We start from the raw sequence: 19,796 nt of genomic DNA, 5'->3' as shown, positions 1-19,796 counted from the left end.
CAAAGGACTACAGGTTTTTTAAAGCTAGTTTAATAATAGTTTCTACGGAAGCATCATTATTTTCCTTAACGATTTTGTCGACTACTTTTTCAGCCGTTTTTCTCACAAATCCTAAAACTTCCAAAGCAGATAACGCTTCATCTTTATTTGTATTGCTTTGAGAGAAAGATACTTCTTCCAAATTGTATATTTTCAATACTTTATCTTTCAGGTCGAGAATAATACGCTGTGCCGTTTTGGCCCCGATTCCTTTTATGGATTGAACGGTTCCGACATCGCCCGAGGCAATAGCCTGAATGACTTGTTGCGGCGCAATGGAAGACAACATCGTTCTTGCCGTACTGGCACCAACTCCCGAAACCGACAACAGTAATTTGAACAATTCGCGTTCTGCCTTTTCCACAAAACCAAACAACGTATGCGCATCTTCTTTAATCTGAAGATAAGTATATAATTTCAGATGGTCTGAATTGGGCAACAAAGAAAATGTGTGTAAAGAAATATTAATCTGATACCCTACTCCGTTGCAGTCTATTACAACTTCGGTAGGCGTTTTTTCCACTAATTTCCCCTGAATGTGTGCTATCATACGTATTAATTCATCAATCAAAAATAAGAAAAATCTTTTACCCTGATAATCAGAACGGATGAAGTTCCTATTTATCGGATAAAAGATTCTTATTTATTATTTTTTCACTGCTTGTTTAAGTCTTTTTTCTTTTTCCTGCGCATCCACCACTGCCACGGCTGCCATGTTTACCATTTCTTCAACACTGGCACCCAATTGGAAGATGTGAACCGGCTTGTCCATTCCCATCATAATAGGTCCGATTGACATAACTTTGTTTAGTTCTTTCAGCATTTTATAGGTAATATTAGCTGCGTCAAGATTTGGAAACACTAAAGTATTCACTTTTTTGTTAGCCAATTTTGAGAACGGGAATTTACTGGCCAACATCTCCTGATTTAAAGCAAAATCGGTTTGGATTTCACCATCAACGATTAAATCCGGATGTTGTTCATGCAAAATTTCAACTGCTTTTCTGATTTTGACTGCACTTTCGTCTGACGATGAACCGAAATTCGAAAACGAAACCATTGCAATTACCGGTTCCATTCCAAACATTCTTACCGTTTTAGCCGCCATTAATGAAATGCGAGCAAGATCTTCCGCCGTTGGATTCGGGTTGATGGCCGTATCTGCTAAAAAGATAGGACCGCGCTTGGTCATCATCATATTCGTAGTCGCGATACGGGTAACGCCCTGCTGTTTCGGAATTAATTCCAACATTGGCTTTACCACCGTTGGGTAACTTCTTGAGAATCCGGTAACCAAAGCATCCGCTTCCCCTTCATTAACCATCATGGCAGCAAAATAATTGCGTTCGCGCATCCATTTTTGAGCATCTAAAAGAGATGTACCGCGTCTTCTTCTCGATTCCCAATATGCATTGGCGAAACGGTTTCTGCGTTCTTCTTCTTCTTTGGTTTTTGGGTCGATGATCACCACATCTTCATCGAAACCAATTTCGTTTTTAAGTTCGATAATCGTTTCCTTATTTCCTAACAAAATAGGTTCCCCGATACCTTCCTCCTTAACAATTTGAGCTGCTTTCAGCACATCTAAATGATCGGCTTCGGCAAAAATCACTTTTTTAGGATCGGTTTTCGCGCGGTTAATTAACAAACGAACCATTTTATTATCAGACCCCATTCGCTCCAACAATTCGTCACGGTATTTGTCCCAATCGGTAATCGGAGACAACGCCACACCTGATTCCATGGCTGCTTTTGCAACTGCCGGTGGTACTTCGGCAATTAATCGCGGATCGAAAGGTTTTGGAATAATATAATCGCGACCGAAAGTCAGTTTCGTTTCGCCGTAAGCGATATTCACCTGTTCCGGCACCGAAGCTTTCGCCAAATTGGCCAAAGCCACAACGGCTGCTTTTTTCATTTCTTCGTTAATTTTCGTAGCGCGAACGTCAAGCGCTCCACGGAAAATAAACGGGAATCCCAGTACGTTGTTCACCTGATTAGGATGATCTGAACGCCCGGTAGCCATAATAATATCTTTTCGTGTAGCAATCGCCAAATCGTATTTGATTTCCGGTGTCGGATTCGCCATGGCAAAAACAATCGGGTTATCGGCCATTCCCAACAACATTTCGGGCGTCACAATATCTCCCGAAGACAATCCGATGAAAACATCGGCACCTTTCATGGCATCAGCAAGTCCGTCATAATGCTTATCGGTAGCATAGGCGCGTTGCATTTCTGAAATTTTAGGGTCGTCTTTTCGTAGTGCTCCTTTACTGTTGAACATTACGATATTCTCGGGTTTCACCCCGAAAGAAACATATAAGTTCGCACAGGCAATCGCTGCAGAACCGGCACCTGAAACCACCATTTTAACCTCTTCCATTTTCTTTCCGGCCAACTCTACTGCATTGAGCAACGCCGCCGAAGAAATGATAGCCGTTCCATGCTGGTCGTCGTGCATTACCGGAATATTCAGTTCTTCCACCAAACGTCTTTCGATTTCGAAAGATTCCGGTGCTTTAATATCTTCTAAATTGATTCCTCCAAAAGTTGGGGCAATGTTTTTTACGGTTTCGATGAATTTCTCTACATCTTTAGTGTCGACTTCAATATCGAAAACATCAATATCGGCAAAGATTTTGAACAAAAGTCCTTTTCCTTCCATTACCGGTTTTGAGGCTTCCGGACCGATATCGCCCAATCCTAAAACCGCGGTACCGTTAGAAATTACGGCAACTAAATTTCCTTTGGCAGTATATTTATAAACGTTGTTAACGTCTTTTTCAATTTCTAAACAAGGCTCGGCAACTCCTGGAGAATAGGCTAAAGCCAAATCTCTTTGCGTAGCATATTTTTTAGTAGGAACAACCTGGATTTTACCCGGTGTGGGTTTTGCGTGGTATAATAAAGCTTCTCTTCTTTTACTGTCTTTATGCATGGTTTGTTTATTTACTAACTAACAAAGATAAAAGGATGTTAAGAATAATTGAAATTTTTAGCCTTATTCTTTAAAAAAGTTTTCTTACACATTCATTAACAAGTAATTAATCCATTTCTGAAACCCAAAATCGTTAACCGTGCTATAATTTCAATTCAGAAATCCGAATCTATAAAAAAGGAACGCGAAAAAACATTGCCCATCTTATTAATTTTTCTTAAATTGATGACTATCAAACTTTTATTGTTCTTTTCAGAATTTAAAAAGGACTTCATGATGCAAAACACTACAACCAACTTTTCAACAGAAAACGTTATACTGGTACATAGCGGAAAGGATTTTTTTGACCGGTTGGAAAATATAATTAACGAAGCCCGCACCGAAATTCATTTTCAAATCTATATTCTGGAAAACGACGCCACCGGAAACCGAATTGTAACAGCGCTAAAAAAAGCCGTTGCAAGAAAGGTAGAGGTATATCTTTTGCTGGACGGCTTGGGTTCGCGATCCTTACCGGATGTTTTCGTAAAAGAGATCTGCTCAAGCGGCATTCAGTTTCGCTTTTTTTCACCATTACTATCCTCCAATTCCTTTTATTTCGGAAGACGTTTGCATCATAAAATTGTAGTTATCGATGCCGAAACTGCTTTGATTGGTGGTATTAATGTTGCCGAAAAGTACGAAGGTATACCTACAGAAAAACCTTGGCTGGATTATGCTGTTCTGATAAAAAACACTCGTATCGCCCGCGAACTACAAGCCATTTGTTATTACTATTTTTTCAAAAAGAAACACCCTTCTTTTCAAAAAAGCAAAACCGATTCCGCCGAAAATCAAACCAAGATTAGCATCCTTCAAAACGATTGGCTGCGGCAAAAAAACGAAATCCAAAGAAGCTACATAAAATCCATATACACTGCGCAATCTGAAATTATTATCGTGTGCAGTTACTTTTTACCCGGAAAAAAACTTACCCGAAGCCTAAAAAAAGCGGCACAACGAAACGTTCGCATCCGGCTTATCCTTTCCGGAGTATCGGACGTTCCTTTGGTAAAAGAAGCCATTAACTATTATTATGCGTTTCTGCTTCGGAACAACATTGAACTCTACGAATGGAATCAGTCCATTTTACATGGAAAAACAGCTGTGGTGGATCAAAAGTGGACAACCATCGGCTCCTTCAACCTGAACCATTTAAGTTCTTATGCCAGTATCGAAATGAATGTCGGCATCGACTCGAAGGCATTTGCGGAAAACTATCAAAAACATTTGGAAACCATTATTGCTCAATGCGATCCAATCACATCGGAAGCTTTTCAAACGCAAAACAACATTTTTACCCGATTCAAACAATGGGGTTCGTATTACATTGTGCGTTTTTTCGAAATCCTGCTGACGTACTTGCCTTACAACCGTTTTTTTAAAAGCATTTTGAAATGAAATGGAAAACCATAGCCGAATTCTTTGAAAAAATAGCCAAATCCAGAAACAGCACTGCCGAAATTGCCTGGGGCGCTGCGATTGGTACGTTCATCAGCATCTTTCCCACTTTTGGCTTAGGAACCCCAATTGTACTGCTTTTGAGCAGAATTTTTAAATTCAACTTGGCCATTGCACTTGCCACCAGTCTTATTTCCAATCCTTTTACAAGTCCTTTTTTTATGGTTTTAAATTATATGGTTGGCACAATATTCCTTCACAATACAATTGTTTTCGAAATCGATAATTGGAAGGCAGATTTAAAGGAAATAGGAGTAACAATTTTAATCGGATCTTTTTTCGTGAGCGGAATCATGGCAACAATAGCCTTCTACTTTTCGAAATACATGGTGAGAAAATTCAGGAACGACAAAGAGTTCTGATTATTTTAAAAAATCGATGTTGCGTTGCAATCCGGATAGTTTGGCACGCTTTAAAGGTGAATTCGGGAATACTTTTTCGAAGGTTTCCTGCGTGATTTCTTCCCAGTCTTTTTTGGTATAAGAGAGCAATTCCGGATACGGTTGAAACGATGGCTCATTATGCGGTTTTGAAAACCTATTCCAAGGACACACATCCTGGCAAACATCACAACCGAATATCCAATCATTAAATTTTCCCTTCATTTCGGTCGGAAGATTGTCCTGCAGCTCAATCGTATAATAGGAAATGCACTTACTGCCGTCTACCACATACGGTGCAACAATGGCTTCTGTCGGACAAGCATCGATACAAGCTGTGCACGAACCGCAATGATCGGTGGTGGCGTGGTCGTACTCCAGTTCCAAATCGACAATCAATTCGGCGATAAAGTAAAAAGAACCGACTTTTTGCGTCAGTAAATTACTGTGTTTCCCAATCCAACCTAAACCACTTTTGGCCGCCCAGGCTTTATCCATTACGGGAGCAAAATCGACAAAAGCCCTACCAGAAACATCACCAATTTCGGCTTTGATATGATTGAGCAGTTTCTTTAGCTTTTTTTTAATGACATTATGATAATCTTTACCATAAGCATATTTTGAAATCTTATAACTTTCTTCGGTTTGCAGTTCCGGCGGATAATAATTCAGTAAGAGTGAAATCACACTTTTGGAATCGTCCACCAACAACGTTGGGTCCAGTCGTTTGTCGAAATAACTTTCCATAAAACTCATTTCCCCTTGGTAGTTGTTTTTTAGCCAAGCTTCCAGACGCGGCGCTTCTTCTTCCAAAAATCCTGCTTTCGATATGCCACAAGACAAAAACCCGAGGCGTTGGGCTTCGGATTTGATTATTGTTGTGTATTTGGATTTACTACCGTTCATGTTTGCATTAGGGATAGAGCAATTGTTTGAGCTCTTTTTTAGTGGAGCATCGCGGAACTAAAAAAAGCGAGTGCGAAAGCCCGACCCGAAGGGGAATGCCCTAAAAAAGTCCGCCCTGAATATTCGTTTTGATTTTACCCAAATGTTTATAGGCTTTCTCGGTGACTTCCCTACCTCTTGGGGTGCGCATGATAAACCCTTCCTGAATTAAAAACGGTTCGTACACTTCCTCGATGGTTTCGCCACTTTCGGAAACAGCAGTCGCCAAAGTGGTTAACCCAACCGGACCGCCTTTGAATTTTTCGATGATAGTGGTTAGGATTTTGTTGTCCATTTCGTCCAGACCGTTTGCATCTACATGTAACGCTTTTAGGGCGTATTTGGCAATTTCGATATCGATTTTACCGTTTCCTTTGATTTGCGCGAAATCACGAACACGTCTTAAAAGCGCATTGGCGATACGCGGTGTTCCACGGCTGCGGCCTGCAATTTCGATAGCGGCTTCCATTGAAATCGGGACATTTAATATCGAAGAACTTCGCTGCACGATGGTCGTCAGCAATTCGGTATTGTAATATTGTAAGCGGCTTTGGATTCCGAAACGGGCGCGCATGGGTGCCGTAAGCAAACCGGAACGTGTTGTGGCCCCTACCAACGTAAACGGATTTAGATTAATCTGTACCGTTCTGGCATTGGGACCGCTTTCGATCATGATGTCAATCTTGAAATCTTCCATTGCCGAATACAGGTATTCTTCCACGATTGGACTCAGACGATGGATTTCGTCAATGAACAAAACATCGCGCTCTTCCAGATTGGTTAACAAACCGGCCAAATCACCGGGTTTGTCCAAAACCGGTCCGGACGTGATTTTGATACCCACACCCAATTCGTTCGCCAGAATATTGGCCAACGTGGTTTTTCCCAATCCCGGAGGACCGTGAAAAAGGGCGTGATCCAGCGCTTCTCCTCTCAGATTAGCAGCTTCCACGAAAACTTTCAGATTGTCCAGCACCTGATCTTGTCCTGAGAAATCATCAAAACTTAACGGACGCAAGGCTTTTTCGATGTCGACTTCCTGCGGGGTAAAACGCTCTTTGTTAGGATTCAGATTTTCATTCATGGGACAAAGATAGAAAGAAAGTAATCAGATTACAGTGTTCAGACGGCAGATTCTAAAACCGAAAATCAAACGTGATATCCCAGCGCAAGAATTTCCTTCCATTCCGGATGTCTTTTGACATAGGCGGCAGTGAAAGGGCAAAGCGGTGCCAATGTATATCCATTTTCCTTTATCCAGGTAAGCGCAAGGGAAATCAAATGAGAACCCACCCCTTTTCCTTCCAAATCCGAAGGTACTTCGGTATGGGTTACAAAAACGATGTTGTCGTTATTCGTTATGAATTCAGCAAAGGCGATATGATTTTCCAATTCCAGTTCAAACCGTCGCTTATCAGGATTCACCCGAAACAGCGCATCGTGTAAATCACGCATTTTTGTCTTTGTTATAGTAAAACGATAAAGCTCCGGACGGGCATTTCTTTACCTGTTCGATCATTTCCTCGGAACTGGCGCCGCGAACATTAATCCACGGTTGTACTTTGGCACGAAAAACTTCCGGCAAGCCCCGAACGCAATTTCCGGAATGTTCACACAAATGCTGTTTCCAAACTATCGTGATTTCACCGTTGGTATATTCTTTTGTATTTTCCATAATCGTAAGAATTTAGCTTTATCAAAGTTACAAAAAAAGTAGCATTAAAAAATTATGTTTTTTATATCTTTAGCGATATTTAACACAAATTTTATGCAAGACGAAAACCAGAATTTAAAACGGGAATTGGGATTGTTGGACGGAACCATGCTTGTGGTCGGTTCGATGATTGGCTCCGGAATCTTTATTGTAAGTGCCGATATTGCCCGACAAGTGGGCTCTACCGCCTGGCTGTTGCTAATCTGGTTGTTCTCCGGATTGATTACGGTTATTGCCGCAGTAAGCTATGGCGAATTGAGTGCGATGTTTCCTAAAGCGGGCGGACAATACGTATATCTGAAAGAAGCTTACAACAAATTAATTGCTTTCTTATACGGCTGGAGTTTTTTCGGCGTGATTCAGACCGGAACTATTGCTGCCGTTGGTGTGGCTTTTTCTAAGTTTGCCGCGTATCTGGTTCCCTTTGTGAGCGATGAAAACGTGCTGTACGAAATCGGTTCCTTTAAACTGAATGCTGCACAATTGGTATCCATTTTCACCATCATCCTTTTAACCTACATTAATAGTCGTGGCGTCAAAAACGGCAAAATGCTGCAAACGGTTCTAACGATTATAAAAATCGCTTCTTTGATAGGCTTGATTATTTTCGGACTTACCATGGGAGCAAAAGCAGAAATCTGGAATGCAAACTGGACCGATGTTTGGGCAACAAAATCTTTTAATGCAGCAACCGGAGATTGGCTTCCCATTTCGGGAACGGCATTGATTACCGGAATTTCTGCAGCGATGGTGGGTTCCTTATTTTCGAGTGATGCCTGGAACGGTGTGACTTTTATTGCCGGGGAAATTAAAAACCCGCAACGCAATGTGGGACTTAGCTTGTTTTTAGGAACATTTATCGTGACCTTTATTTACGTATTGGCTAATGTAATGTATGTAGCTGTAATTCCACTGGAAGAGATTGCCACAGCAAAATCGGATCGTGTGGCGGTGGTTGCTGCCAACTACATTTTCGGTAATATCGGAACACTCATTATTGCCATCATGATTATGATTTCGACTTTTGCCTGCAACAACGGACTGATTATGGCAGGAGCACGTGTATATTATACGATGGCTAAAGACGGCTTATTCTTCAAAAAAGCGGCGCATCTGAACGAATTCAGTGTTCCGGCTTGGGCACTATGGGCACAATGTATTTGGGCTTCGGCCTTATGTTTGACCGGAAAATACGGTGACTTGTTGGATTTCGTGGTAATTATCGTTTTGATCTTTTATATACTGACCATTTACGGCATCTTCATCTTACGTAAAAAACAACCGGATGCGGAACGTCCTTACAAAGCGATCGGTTATCCTTTGCTGCCGTTGTTTTATATTGTCGTAGCTTCAGCCATCAGCATTTCGCTATTGATTACGAAATTCTCAACTTGTGGCTGGGGGGTATTGATTATGTTGGCTGGCATTCCGGTCTACTATATAACCAAAGGAAAAGAGCAATAAACCCAATTATATGAACTGAAAAACCCGCAATGAAGTATTGCGGGTTTTTTATTGAGTTATACCGTATAAGAACCTTGTACGACTAAGATCTACCGAGCCATCAAATGGGATAATCAGAAAATAGTCTAACTGCCATTTTTGAGAAGTCTGCGCCTGCTTGTTTATTGTAGTATCCCAAGGCGGATAAACCCGAAACCCGCGCTTGCCTTCTTTTCCCTCCGAAGTAATAATTCCGCGTTGCGCTAGAACAGCTTTCGGAAAGACAAATTGTCCGAAATGAGTATCCGTTTTAGCATTAATAACAACCAAATCAAAATCATCTGAAACCTCATAAGGCTGAATGGGGCCGGCCTGTTTTCTTTTCCATAGCGTTACGAACTGCCCTATTTTCGTTGGTGTTGTTTTGGCCGAACGAAATACAATCTTTAAACCATTGAGTTGAAATCTACAAGCATCATACTCGGCGCTTTCTTTTCCCAATAAAGGATTCTGAAGTACTAAGCCACAGCTATCAAAGACACATAGCTTTGTTTCAATTAGAATCTCTGGAATTATCATTTCAGACATAAGCTGTAACAAGTATTAAAAAAAGCCTCTCCAAATGGAAAGGCTTTTTATGTGATTTTATAATCTTAATGATGAAGTTGTTCTTCACCCTCTTTATAAGGAACAGTTTGTGGAACGAAATCCTCATCATGACCAGGCTTGCTGTAATCGTAAGCCCATCTGTGTACGTGAGGAATTTCACCTGGCCAGTTCCCGTGAATATGTTCAACAGGTGTTGTCCATTCTAATGTAGTCGATCTCCATGGATTTTGTGTAGCCTTCTTACCGTAGAAAATACTATAGAAGAAGTTCCAGATAAACACCAATTGGAATGCTGCACCCACTAAAGCGAAAACGGTTATCAAGACGTTAACATCGGCTAAATCATCAAATAAAGGGAATGCAGTGTTAGTATAGTAACGTCTAGGAAGACCAGCCATACCGATGAAGTGCATTGGGAAGAAAACTCCGTAAGCACAAACTGCTGTAACCCAGAAGTGAATATATCCTAAGTTTTTATTTAACATTCTACCGAACATTTTAGGGAACCAATGGTAAACACCCGCGAAGAATCCGTAAAGTGCAGAAATCCCCATAACTAAATGGAAGTGTGCAATAACAAAATAAGTATCGTGAACATTAATATCCAAAGTACTATCACCTAAAATAATACCTGTTAAACCACCAGTGATGAATGTTGAAACCATACCAATTGAAAACAACATACCAGGGTTTAACTGCAAATTACCTTTCCATAAAGTTGTAATCCAGTTAAATGCTTTAACCGCTGAAGGAATCGCGATCAATAGAGTAGTAAATGTAAATACCGATCCTAAGAATGGATTCATACCGGAGATGAACATGTGGTGACCCCAAACGATAGTCGACAAGAATGCAATCGCTAAAACAGAAGCAATCATCGCACGATATCCAAAAATTGGTTTTCTTGAATTCGTTGCTAAAATTTCAGAAACGATACCCATTGCAGGTAAAATAACGATATAAACTTCAGGGTGTCCTAAGAACCAGAATAAGTGTTCAAACAGTACTGGCGAACCCCCTTGGTAATGTAACACTTCACCAGAAATAAAGATATCCGATAAGAAAAACGAAGTACCGAAGCTTCTGTCGAAAATTAACAATAATGCTGCTGATAACAAAACCGGAAAAGAAACTACGCCGATAATTGCCGTTACAAAAAATGTCCAGATTGTTAATGGTAATCTTGTCATTGACATTCCTTTAGTTCTCAAATTGATAACCGTTACGATATAATTTAATGATCCCATTAAGGAAGAAGCAATAAAAATTGCCATAGAAACCAACCATAACGTCATTCCTGTACCTGAACCGGGAATTGCTTGTGGTAAGGCACTCAACGGGGGATAGATTGTCCATCCGGCAGATGCTGGGCCTGATTCAACAAATAAAGAACACAACATAATTACGGTAGAGATGAAGAACATCCAATACGAAATCATGTTCATGAAACCGGATGCCATATCTCGTGCCCCAATTTGCAACGGGATTAATAAATTACTGAAGGTTCCACTTAAACCTGCTGTTAATACAAAAAATACCATGATGGTACCGTGAATAGTAACCAAAGCAAGATAAGCATCATTCTTCATCACTCCGCCCGGAGCCATTTTTTCACCTAAGAAAAATTTAAAAACTCCAAAAGATTCTTCGGGCCAAGCTATTTGCATACGGAATAAAAGGGACATACCAACACCTATTATTCCCATTAACAAACCTGTAATTAGGTATTGCTTTGCAATCATTTTATGATCAATACTAAAGATGTACTTAGTAATGAAAGTATCTTTATGGTGGTGTTCGTGATCGTGACCGTGATCGTGACTTAAATCGTGTCCTACTGCTGACATATTTTTTTAATTTGAATAGTATTAAAAAACAATAATTATTTAACTTGAGCTAAAGCTTTAGTAGAATCTACTTTTACAGCTTCTGCTTTCACTGCAGGAACTGCAGCTTCAGTTGCAGGAGCTTCTGCAGCTTTTGCATCTTTAATCACTTTGCCTAGTGCTGGCTTTTCGCTTAACCATTTTTTGAAATCGGCTTCGCTTTCCACCACAATTTTCATTTGCATATTATAGTGTGATGCCCCACAGATTTTATTACATAATAATAAATAATCAAAAGTGTAGGAATCTAATGCAGCTTGTCCTTTAGCAACTAATTCAGCACTTTTCTTAGCTCTGATTTTGTTGATTCTGGCCACTTTTTCAACCATGTCAGGAGAATTACGCATCTCATCTGTAGTCATGGTAGGTTTGAAAGCAAATTGCGTTACCATACCAGGAACACAGTTCATTTGTGCTCTGAAGTGTGGCATATAAGCTGAGTGCAATACATCCTGAGAACGCATTTTGAAAACAATTTTCTTTCCAACCGGCAAGTGCAATTCCGACACCTGTTTGTCATCCTGAGCGTTCGGATCAGACAAATCAACACCTAACGTATTAACACCTTCAATATAACGAACATTGGCTTTTCCAAGTGAGTTGTCTTGACCGGCATATCTTGCTTCCCAGCTAAATTGTTTTGCATATAATTCAACATACATCACATCTTCCTCTTCATCAACAAACATAATGTTTGTCCAAGCGTACAATCCGTAAAGGATTAGACCTGCTAGAACAATTACAGGGATAATAGTCCAGATAAACTCTAACTTATCGTTATCCGCAAAGTACAAAGCTTTGTTACCATCTTTTCCACGGTATTTGAATGCAAAAAAGTGAAGTAAACCCTGAGTGATAGTCTGCACTATGAAAATCAAAATCATTGAAATCCACATCAAATTATCGTAATCTGCACCGTGTTCCGAAGCAGAATTGCTCATAAGAGGTAAATCCCCGAATTTCACAACACAGAAAATAGTGGTCAGATAAATGAAGACTAAGAAGCCAAACATTAGGTATCCGTTCACATTATTATCATTATCGTTGGCGATTTCAGAATTTTCTTTCTTTGCCCCAATCTGCGTTAAATCGAATATCTTAGTCAATTGCCAAACCGCAATTCCTAATAAAACTACAACTATAAGTACCAATAAACTTGTCATTTGTTTATTACTTTAAATATTAATAATGGAAATGTTTACTTTCTTCGATTAATGGGTTGCGTTTTGCCAATAACGGTGATTTCGTTAAAGCGGTAAACACTACAAAAATGAATAATCCGAAGAAGAATAACAATGAACTGATTTCTGATACCCCAATGAACCATTGATCTCCAACTGTTGCAGGCATAATCATATTGAAGAAATCAATATAGTGACCTGTTAAGATAATGATTCCAGCCATAACGATAACCCATGTTAAACGTTTGAAATCGGTGTTGATTAAGATAAGGATTGGCAACACGAAGTTCATTACCACCATACCGAAGAACGGTAATTTGAAATGTTCAATTCTTGTTACGAAATAGGTTACCTCTTCTGGGATATTAGAGTACCACATCAACATGAATTGAGAGAACCATAAATACGTCCAGAAAACAGAGATACCGAACATGAATTTAGCCAAATCGTGGATGTGACTTGTATTCACGAATTCTAAATACCCTTTAGATTTCAAGTATAACGTTACAAAAGCTATAGTTGTAATACCACTTACAAAGAAGCTGGCAAAAACATACCATCCGAATAATGTACTGTACCAGTGAGGATCAACAGACATAATCCAATCCCAAGAAGATATTGATTCCGTCACGATAAAGAACGCTAGGAAACCAGCTGCCATTTTGAAATTCTTTTTGTAGAAAGAATCATCTGTAGCATTGTCTTGTGCTAATGAATTTTTTCTTGAGAAGTGACGGTATAAATTCCATCCCAATAAGAAAACGATGGCTCTGCCTAAGAAGAAAGGTACGTTAAGGAAACCTGATTTTCCGGCAATAATTGCATCGTAATGTTCGCTTTTAGGATCCGTTACACCTTCTGCCATCCAAGCAAACAAATGGTTCATGTGCATACCCGACAAAACCAATAAAATCAAAAAGATGATAGAACCTGGTAATAAGTATGCGGTGATACCTTCCATAACACGGAACAATACCGGAGACCATCCTGCTTGTGCAGCCCATTGGATAGCATAAAATGCTAAAACTCCAACAGAAATCAAAAGGAAGAAAATACAAGCAACATACAAAGCAGCCCATGGTTTGTTTTGCAATTGGTGTAATACATGCTCCAAATGTGCTTCGTGTTCTTTATGAGCATCCGCTTCAGCTCCATGATGCGCTTCTGCTTTGTGTGCATCATTGTGAGGTGCTTTATTAGCATGAGCAACAGCGGCATGTGTAGTGTCCGCGTGGGTTGCAGTAGAATCGGCATGAGCTTCAACAGTTGCTGCTAAAGTCGCCACTGCAGAATCGCTAACTTTTTCTCCGTGAACAGCCGCATCTTTTACCTCTTCGATAGCTTTAACTGCTTCTGCGTGTGCAGGTGCAGCGGTATGATGTCCGTCATGATGACTTTCGGCTAATATTTTTTCTACGTCTGCAGTAGTCTTTGGTGCAGTTAAAAAACCATATGCAATTCCTAGAAGCCCAAGAGCCATAAGAACGAATGCAAAAGTTTTTAATTTGTTTGAAAATGTGTACATATTTAAACTTTCAAATGATTTTTACTTACTTAATTCACCTTTTAATTTCAACACATGAGCCGTAACCAACCAACGCTCTTGCTGAGATAATTGGTTAGCGTGAGAACCCATAGAGTTTAATCCATAAGTAATTACATGAAAAATACTTCCTTCAGTAATTTCTCTGTCGGCATAATTAGGAACCCCTAAGAATTTTTCTCTTTTAACTAAATTACCCTGCCCGTCACCTTTTTCGCCATGACAGATAGCACAATAAATGTTAAACAATTCGGCTCCCTTTTCTTCGTTAACAGATAAGGAATCCAAAGGAGATTTTAATTCTGCTTTAGCTTGCATGTAACCTGCAGGCGTATTTTCATATGCATAAGGTTCAAATCCTCTTTTTATACTTCCCTTTGCTGGTAATTGCCCTTCTTTTCCACTGTTAAAAGCAGAAGACTCAGAATAGGTTTCATAGGCTACCGATTCGTACATGTTAGGGAAGAACTGATAGTTAGGTTTCGATTTATCGAAACAAGACGTCGCGACAATCGACACACCAACCAATGCTACTATTTTATATAAGGCTTTCATATCTTCTATTAATGCTTATCAATTACTTTAACTTCTACAGCACCGGTATTTTTAAAGAAAGAAATCATGTCTTCCTCATTTCCATTTACTGCTACTTCCATTAAGAAGTGGTCGTCTGTAGTTCTCACATCTGGATTTTCCGCTTGCTTGAATGGCCACAATCTACTTCTCAAATAGAAAGTAATAACCATTAAGTGGGCAGCAAAAAATACGGTCAACTCGAACAAAACAGGAACAAAAGCCGGTAAGTTCTGATAGAAAGCAAAACTTGGTTTTCCTCCGATATCCTGTGGCCAATCCACAATCATGATGTAATTCAATAAATTAGCCGCCACTGTTAAACCTACAACTCCATAAAGGAATGAAGCGATAGCAATTCTTGTTGGAGCCAATCCCATAGCTTTATCTAAACCGTGAACCGGGAAAGGTGTGTAAACTTCTTCAATGTGATGATGAGCCGCTCTCGATGCTTTTACAGCATCCATTAAGATATCATCATCAGTATATATAGCATGTATAACTTTATTCGTACTCATGATCTATTAATGATTATGTGAATGATGTCCTTCTTTTTCTCTTTGTCTTTTGTAGTTGTCACCAGAAGTTTTCAAAATAGTTTTAACCTCTGCCTGAGCAATTACTGGGAAGCTTCTTGAATATAATAAGAATAATACGAAGAAGAAACCAATTGTTCCGATATAAATACCTGCATCAACAAACGTTGGCTGGAACATTGTCCAAGATGACGGTAAGTAATCTCTGTGTAATGACGTTACGATAATTACGAAACGCTCGAACCACATACCGATATTTACTACAATCGAGATGATGAAAGAGAACATGATACTTGTTCTTAATTTCTTGAACCACATGAACTGTGGAGAAAACACGTTACATGTCATCATCAACCAGTACGACCACCAGTAAGGTCCTGTAGCACGGTTTAAGAAGGCGTATTGTTCGTATTCCACACCAGAGTACCAAGCCACGAACAATTCCGTGATATAAGCACATCCTACAATCGAACCAGTGATCATTACAACAATGTTCATTAATTCAATATGCTGAACGGTGATATAGTCTTCTAAATTAGATACTTTTCTCATGATGATAAGCAAGGTATTTACCATCGCAAATCCGGAGAAGATTGCACCCGCAACGAAGTACGGAGGAAGGATTGTAGTATGCCATCCCGGAATTACCGAAGTAGCAAAGTCAAAGGATACAATCGTGTGTACAGAAAGTACTAATGGTGTTGCTAAACCAGCCAATACAAGAGAAACCTCTTCGAAACGCTGCCAGTCTTTAGCTCTACCCGACCATCCGAAAGAAAGGATGGAATAAATTCTTTTGTTGAAAGGAGTTACCGCTCGGTCACGAATCATCGCGAAATCCGGTAATAATCCAGTCCACCAGAATACCAATGATACCGAAAGATACGTTGAAATCGCAAATACGTCCCAAAGTAATGGCGAGTTAAAGTTTACCCAAAGCGAACCGAATTGGTTCGGAATTGGCAATACCCAGTACCCTAACCATGGACGACCCATGTGAATGATTGGGAATAAACCTGCCTGAACAACCGAGAAAATGGTCATAGCTTCCGCAGAACGGTTAATAGCCATTCTCCATTTTTGACGGAATAATAATAGTACGGCAGAAATTAGTGTTCCGGCGTGCCCGATACCTACCCACCAAACGAAGTTAGTGATATCCCAGGCCCAACCTACTGTTTTATTTAATCCCCAAGTTCCGATACCGGTAGAAATGGTGTAAACCATACATCCTGCTCCCCAAAGGAAAGCTGCTAATGCAATTGAGAAAACGGTCCACCATAGTTTGCTTGCTTTACCTTCTACAGGTTTAGCTACATCTACTGTTACATCGTGATAAGATTTATCACCTATAACTAAAGGTTTTCTAATGGGTGCTTCGTAATGAGACGACATAATCCTTTATATTGTTTCTTATTAATTTATTTACTACTCTTAGTTGTTTCTAACCTTTACGTGATAGAAAACATTTGGTTTTGTTCCGATATGCTCTAATAAATGATACATTCTTTCGTCTTCTGCTAATTTAGCCACCTGACCATCTTTATCATTTACATCACCAAACACCATCGCTCCGCTGGTACAAGCTGCAGAACAAGCCGTTTGGAATTCGCCGTCTTTAATTTCACGCCCTTCTCTTTTCGCTTTCAAAATGGTTGCCTGTGTCATTTGAATACACATTGAACATTTTTCCATAACTCCACGAGAACGAACGTTAACATCAGGATTTAATACCATACGACCCAAATCATCATTCATGTGATAATCAAACTCGCTGTTTTTGCTGTACAAGAACCAGTTAAAACGACGTACTTTGTACGGACAGTTATTAGCACAGTAACGAGTACCCACACAACGGTTGTACGCCATATGGTTTTGTCCTTGACGACCGTGTGATGTTGCCGCAACCGGACAAACAGTTTCACAAGGTGCGTGGTTACAGTGTTGACACATTACCGGCTGGAAGGCTACCTGAGGATTTTCTGAAGGATCTTCCATACCTGTTAAGGTATCGATAGAGTTCATCAATCCGCTTGTATTTCCTTTTAACACTTCATCTCCTTTAAATGTTTCTTCAGAAGAGTAGTATCTGTCGATACGCAACCAGTGCATATCACGGCTTCTTCTTACCTCCGACTTACCAACAACAGGAACGTTATTCTCTGCATGACAAGCGATAACACAAGCACCACATCCTGTACAAGCATTCAAGTCGATTGATAAGTTAAAGTGGTGACCGATAGTGCGGTCGAAAGAATCCCAAAGATCCACTTCTGTAGCAGGAGTTTCTTTGTGATCTAAAGATACCATTGGAATTGGGTTCCATTCTTCAGCATCTTTAGTATTGAATATTTCTAAGGTAGTGTCTTTGATAATATCACCTCTACCCATTAAAGTCTTTTGTAACTGCACACAAGCAAACTCGTGATCTCCTTCCGTTTTGATTACTTTAGCAACCTGATTTGCATTTTGGTTCGCATACAATTTATATGCATTAACACCAACTTGCATCTCTTCTTTCAAACCTTCTTTACGTCCGTAACCCAACGCTAAACCGATGGTTCCAACAGCCTGACCCGGTTGAATAATCACAGGAACATTTTCCAATTTAACACCAGCAACTTCAATCGTAGTATAACTTCCGTTAAGACCTCCGTTAGCCACATTGTAGTTTTGCAATCCAAGTTTTTCAGCATCTTTTTTGGAAACCGTAACATAGTTATCCCAAGAAGCTCTTGTTAACGGATCCGGAAACTCTTGCAACCAAGGGTTGTTAGCCTGTTGTCCGTCTCCCATACCGGTTTTAGTGTATAACACCAATTCCAATCCGCCGGCGTTTTTAGCATTTGCTAATGTAGAAGCCGCCGTTGCGTAATCCGCAGAACCTCCTGAAACTACAGCCACTTCAGAAGAATAAACTCCATCATGAACCAATTTGTTCCAAGTTGTTCCGACAGCAATTGAAGAGCCAACCGCTTTTAAGAAATCATAATAAGAAGCTGTATTTCCAGTCCAAGCCATTAAAGCTTCCTGGAATTGTTTTGTATCAAACAACGGACGAATGGTCGGTTGCATGATTGCGTAATGTCCTTTTGCAATCATCACATCACCCCAAGACTCCAAATAGTGTGGTGCCGGTGCTGCGATTGTCGATTTAACAGCTGTTTCATCTTCTCTCAAAGAGAAAGAAACAGAAGTTTTTACTTTTTTCAAACCTTCAGCAAAATCAGCACTGTTTGCCAAAGTGTACAGCGGGTTAACACCATTCATAATTAAAGTATGAACTGCACCAGCTTTCATATCTGCAACCAACTGTGCAACTGCTTTACTGTCACCTTTACGGATTAAGCGTGCTGCAGAAGGATTAAATGCCTCAGAAGTTAACGCTTTGTTGATTGCCAACACCAATAATTGAGCGTTAACATCATCCAAACCGGAAACCAAAACACCTTTTCCACCGGCTGCTTTTAATTGTTGTGCCGCTTTCATTACCGCGTCTTCCTGCTTACCTAAATTGGCAGCACCTACTGAAGCACCGGTAACAACATTATATATTTTAACTAAAGCATGTTTTTGCTCGGTAACCGTAAGCGGAATACGTTTGTCTGCATTTGCTCCGGCCAATGACATATTTGCCTCAATTTGGATGTGCTTAGACATTTTTCCGTTCTTAGGCACACGTCCTTGGGAATATCCAGCATCATAAGCACCACCTTGCCAATCTCCCAAGAAATCAGCTCCAACAGAAACAATTACATCCGCTTTAGAAAAATCGTAATCAGCCAAAGCTCTCTCCCCGTAAACCATTTGGAAAGCATCCAAGGCAGTAGAAGAAGAAACCGCATCATAAACAACATGTTTAGCCGTTGGGTTTTTAGCAATAAAATCAGCAATTAATCGATCAGTAGAAGGGCTTGCCATTGTATTGGTTAACAACACCACCTGACCACCTTTAGCTTTCGCTTCTGCCAAACTTTTCGTTACAGCAGCATTAACATCAGTCCAAGAAGCATCTTTTCCAGCAATTTTTGGTTGCTTTAAACGCATACTGTCATACAATGACAATACTGAAGCATGAACTCTTGCATTTGCACCAAACTTCGCATTTGGTAAATTATTATTTTCAACTTTAATAGGACGACCTTCACGGGTTTTGATTAAGATGTTAGCAAAATCAAAACCATCCATCATAGTTGTCGCATAATAATCTGCAACACCAGGAATGATTTCTTCAGGTTGAACTACATAAGGTATAGACTTTACAACCGGACCTTCACACGCAGCTAAAGAAGCAGCTGCTGTTGAAAATCCAACGTATTTCAAAAAGTCACGACGAGTTGTTGATGAAGCAGACAAAGTAGCTGCATCTCCCAGGAATTCATCCGTAGGAATCTCTTCAACAAATTCATTGTTTCTTAGCGTCTCAACAATAGAGCTATTTTGGTCTAGCTCCTCAACACTTTTCCAGTATTTTTTGTTTGATGCCATTGTATATAAATATTAGCT

At 39.9% G+C, this 19,796-nt stretch carries 17 protein-coding genes; 3 read left to right on the top strand and 14 right to left on the bottom strand.

Going from position 1 to position 19,796, the window contains the following annotated elements:
* Positions 1-7: 7 nt before the first annotated feature.
* Both ruvA and FCR2A7T_RS07105 read right to left on the bottom strand, forming a co-directional pair.
* Entirely contained in the window at positions 8-589 is a 582-nt protein-coding gene (gene ruvA / locus FCR2A7T_RS07110; RefSeq protein WP_023570605.1) for a Holliday junction branch migration protein RuvA, read from the bottom strand.
* A gap of 96 nt (positions 590-685) precedes the next feature.
* A complete protein-coding gene (locus FCR2A7T_RS07105; RefSeq protein ID WP_023570604.1) occupies positions 686-2,980 on the bottom strand; it encodes an NADP-dependent malic enzyme in 2,295 nt (764 codons plus the stop codon).
* 225 nt (positions 2,981-3,205) lie between these two features.
* On the opposite strand from FCR2A7T_RS07105, the gene FCR2A7T_RS07100 reads away from it, so the two are divergent.
* On the top strand, positions 3,206-4,420 hold the full coding sequence (locus FCR2A7T_RS07100; protein ID WP_081709373.1) for a phospholipase D-like domain-containing protein: 1,215 nt from the start codon (positions 3,206-3,208) through the stop codon (positions 4,418-4,420).
* Positions 4,417-4,842 carry a DUF2062 domain-containing protein gene (locus FCR2A7T_RS14760; RefSeq protein WP_051369521.1) on the top strand — a complete coding sequence of 142 codons (426 nt, stop codon included), beginning with the start codon at positions 4,417-4,419 and terminating at the stop codon, positions 4,840-4,842. The genes FCR2A7T_RS07100 and FCR2A7T_RS14760 overlap by 4 nt, the downstream gene beginning before the upstream one ends.
* Here the strand turns inward: FCR2A7T_RS14760 and queG are convergent, their stop codons facing one another.
* From queG to FCR2A7T_RS07075, 4 genes are all read right to left on the bottom strand, one after another.
* Complete coding sequence (gene queG / locus FCR2A7T_RS07090) at positions 4,843-5,766, bottom strand: tRNA epoxyqueuosine(34) reductase QueG (RefSeq protein WP_035117729.1); 924 nt, start codon at positions 5,764-5,766, stop codon at positions 4,843-4,845.
* 100 nt (positions 5,767-5,866) lie between these two features.
* Positions 5,867-6,889: a Holliday junction branch migration DNA helicase RuvB gene (gene ruvB, locus FCR2A7T_RS07085; RefSeq protein ID WP_023570599.1), complete on the bottom strand. Its 1,023-nt coding sequence runs from the start codon at positions 6,887-6,889 to the stop codon at positions 5,867-5,869.
* 65 nt (positions 6,890-6,954) lie between these two features.
* On the bottom strand, positions 6,955-7,260 hold the full coding sequence (locus tag FCR2A7T_RS07080) for a GNAT family N-acetyltransferase (RefSeq protein WP_035117726.1): 306 nt from the start codon (positions 7,258-7,260) through the stop codon (positions 6,955-6,957).
* Positions 7,253-7,480, bottom strand: a complete 228-nt coding sequence (locus FCR2A7T_RS07075) for a (4Fe-4S)-binding protein (protein ID WP_023570596.1) — start codon at positions 7,478-7,480, stop codon at positions 7,253-7,255. The genes FCR2A7T_RS07080 and FCR2A7T_RS07075 overlap by 8 nt, the downstream gene beginning before the upstream one ends.
* A gap of 93 nt (positions 7,481-7,573) precedes the next feature.
* On the opposite strand from FCR2A7T_RS07075, the gene FCR2A7T_RS07070 reads away from it, so the two are divergent.
* Positions 7,574-8,983 (top strand): APC family permease, encoded by a 1,410-nt coding sequence (locus FCR2A7T_RS07070; protein WP_035117724.1) that lies wholly within the window; start codon positions 7,574-7,576, stop codon positions 8,981-8,983.
* A gap of 48 nt (positions 8,984-9,031) precedes the next feature.
* Here the strand turns inward: FCR2A7T_RS07070 and FCR2A7T_RS07065 are convergent, their stop codons facing one another.
* From FCR2A7T_RS07065 to FCR2A7T_RS07030, 8 genes are all read right to left on the bottom strand, one after another.
* On the bottom strand, positions 9,032-9,550 hold the full coding sequence (locus FCR2A7T_RS07065; RefSeq protein WP_051369520.1) for a MepB family protein: 519 nt from the start codon (positions 9,548-9,550) through the stop codon (positions 9,032-9,034).
* Between the two features lie 65 nt (positions 9,551-9,615).
* Positions 9,616-11,418 (bottom strand): cytochrome c oxidase subunit I, encoded by a 1,803-nt coding sequence (locus FCR2A7T_RS07060; RefSeq protein WP_023570593.1) that lies wholly within the window; start codon positions 11,416-11,418, stop codon positions 9,616-9,618.
* A 35-nt stretch (positions 11,419-11,453) separates the two neighbouring features.
* Entirely contained in the window at positions 11,454-12,620 is a 1,167-nt protein-coding gene (locus FCR2A7T_RS07055; protein WP_023570592.1) for a cytochrome c oxidase subunit II, read from the bottom strand.
* A 19-nt stretch (positions 12,621-12,639) separates the two neighbouring features.
* Positions 12,640-14,163: a hypothetical protein gene (locus FCR2A7T_RS07050; protein ID WP_035117722.1), complete on the bottom strand. Its 1,524-nt coding sequence runs from the start codon at positions 14,161-14,163 to the stop codon at positions 12,640-12,642.
* A 21-nt stretch (positions 14,164-14,184) separates the two neighbouring features.
* Positions 14,185-14,736 carry a c-type cytochrome gene (locus FCR2A7T_RS07045; RefSeq protein ID WP_023570590.1) on the bottom strand — a complete coding sequence of 184 codons (552 nt, stop codon included), beginning with the start codon at positions 14,734-14,736 and terminating at the stop codon, positions 14,185-14,187.
* A gap of 8 nt (positions 14,737-14,744) precedes the next feature.
* On the bottom strand, positions 14,745-15,272 hold the full coding sequence (locus FCR2A7T_RS07040) for a DUF3341 domain-containing protein (protein ID WP_035117720.1): 528 nt from the start codon (positions 15,270-15,272) through the stop codon (positions 14,745-14,747).
* A gap of 6 nt (positions 15,273-15,278) precedes the next feature.
* Complete coding sequence (nrfD, locus tag FCR2A7T_RS07035) at positions 15,279-16,685, bottom strand: NrfD/PsrC family molybdoenzyme membrane anchor subunit (protein ID WP_023570588.1); 1,407 nt, start codon at positions 16,683-16,685, stop codon at positions 15,279-15,281.
* 39 nt (positions 16,686-16,724) lie between these two features.
* Positions 16,725-19,778, bottom strand: coding sequence for a TAT-variant-translocated molybdopterin oxidoreductase (locus tag FCR2A7T_RS07030; protein WP_023570587.1), 3,054 nt, complete (start codon positions 19,776-19,778; stop codon positions 16,725-16,727).
* Positions 19,779-19,796: the final 18 nt, after the last annotated feature.

The sequence above is a fragment of the Flavobacterium cauense R2A-7 genome, from assembly GCF_000498475.1.
Taxonomy (GTDB): Bacteria; Bacteroidota; Bacteroidia; order Flavobacteriales; family Flavobacteriaceae; genus Flavobacterium; species Flavobacterium cauense.
Note: the sequence above shows the minus strand (reverse complement) of the source record. Positions and strands in the feature narration are given on the sequence as shown.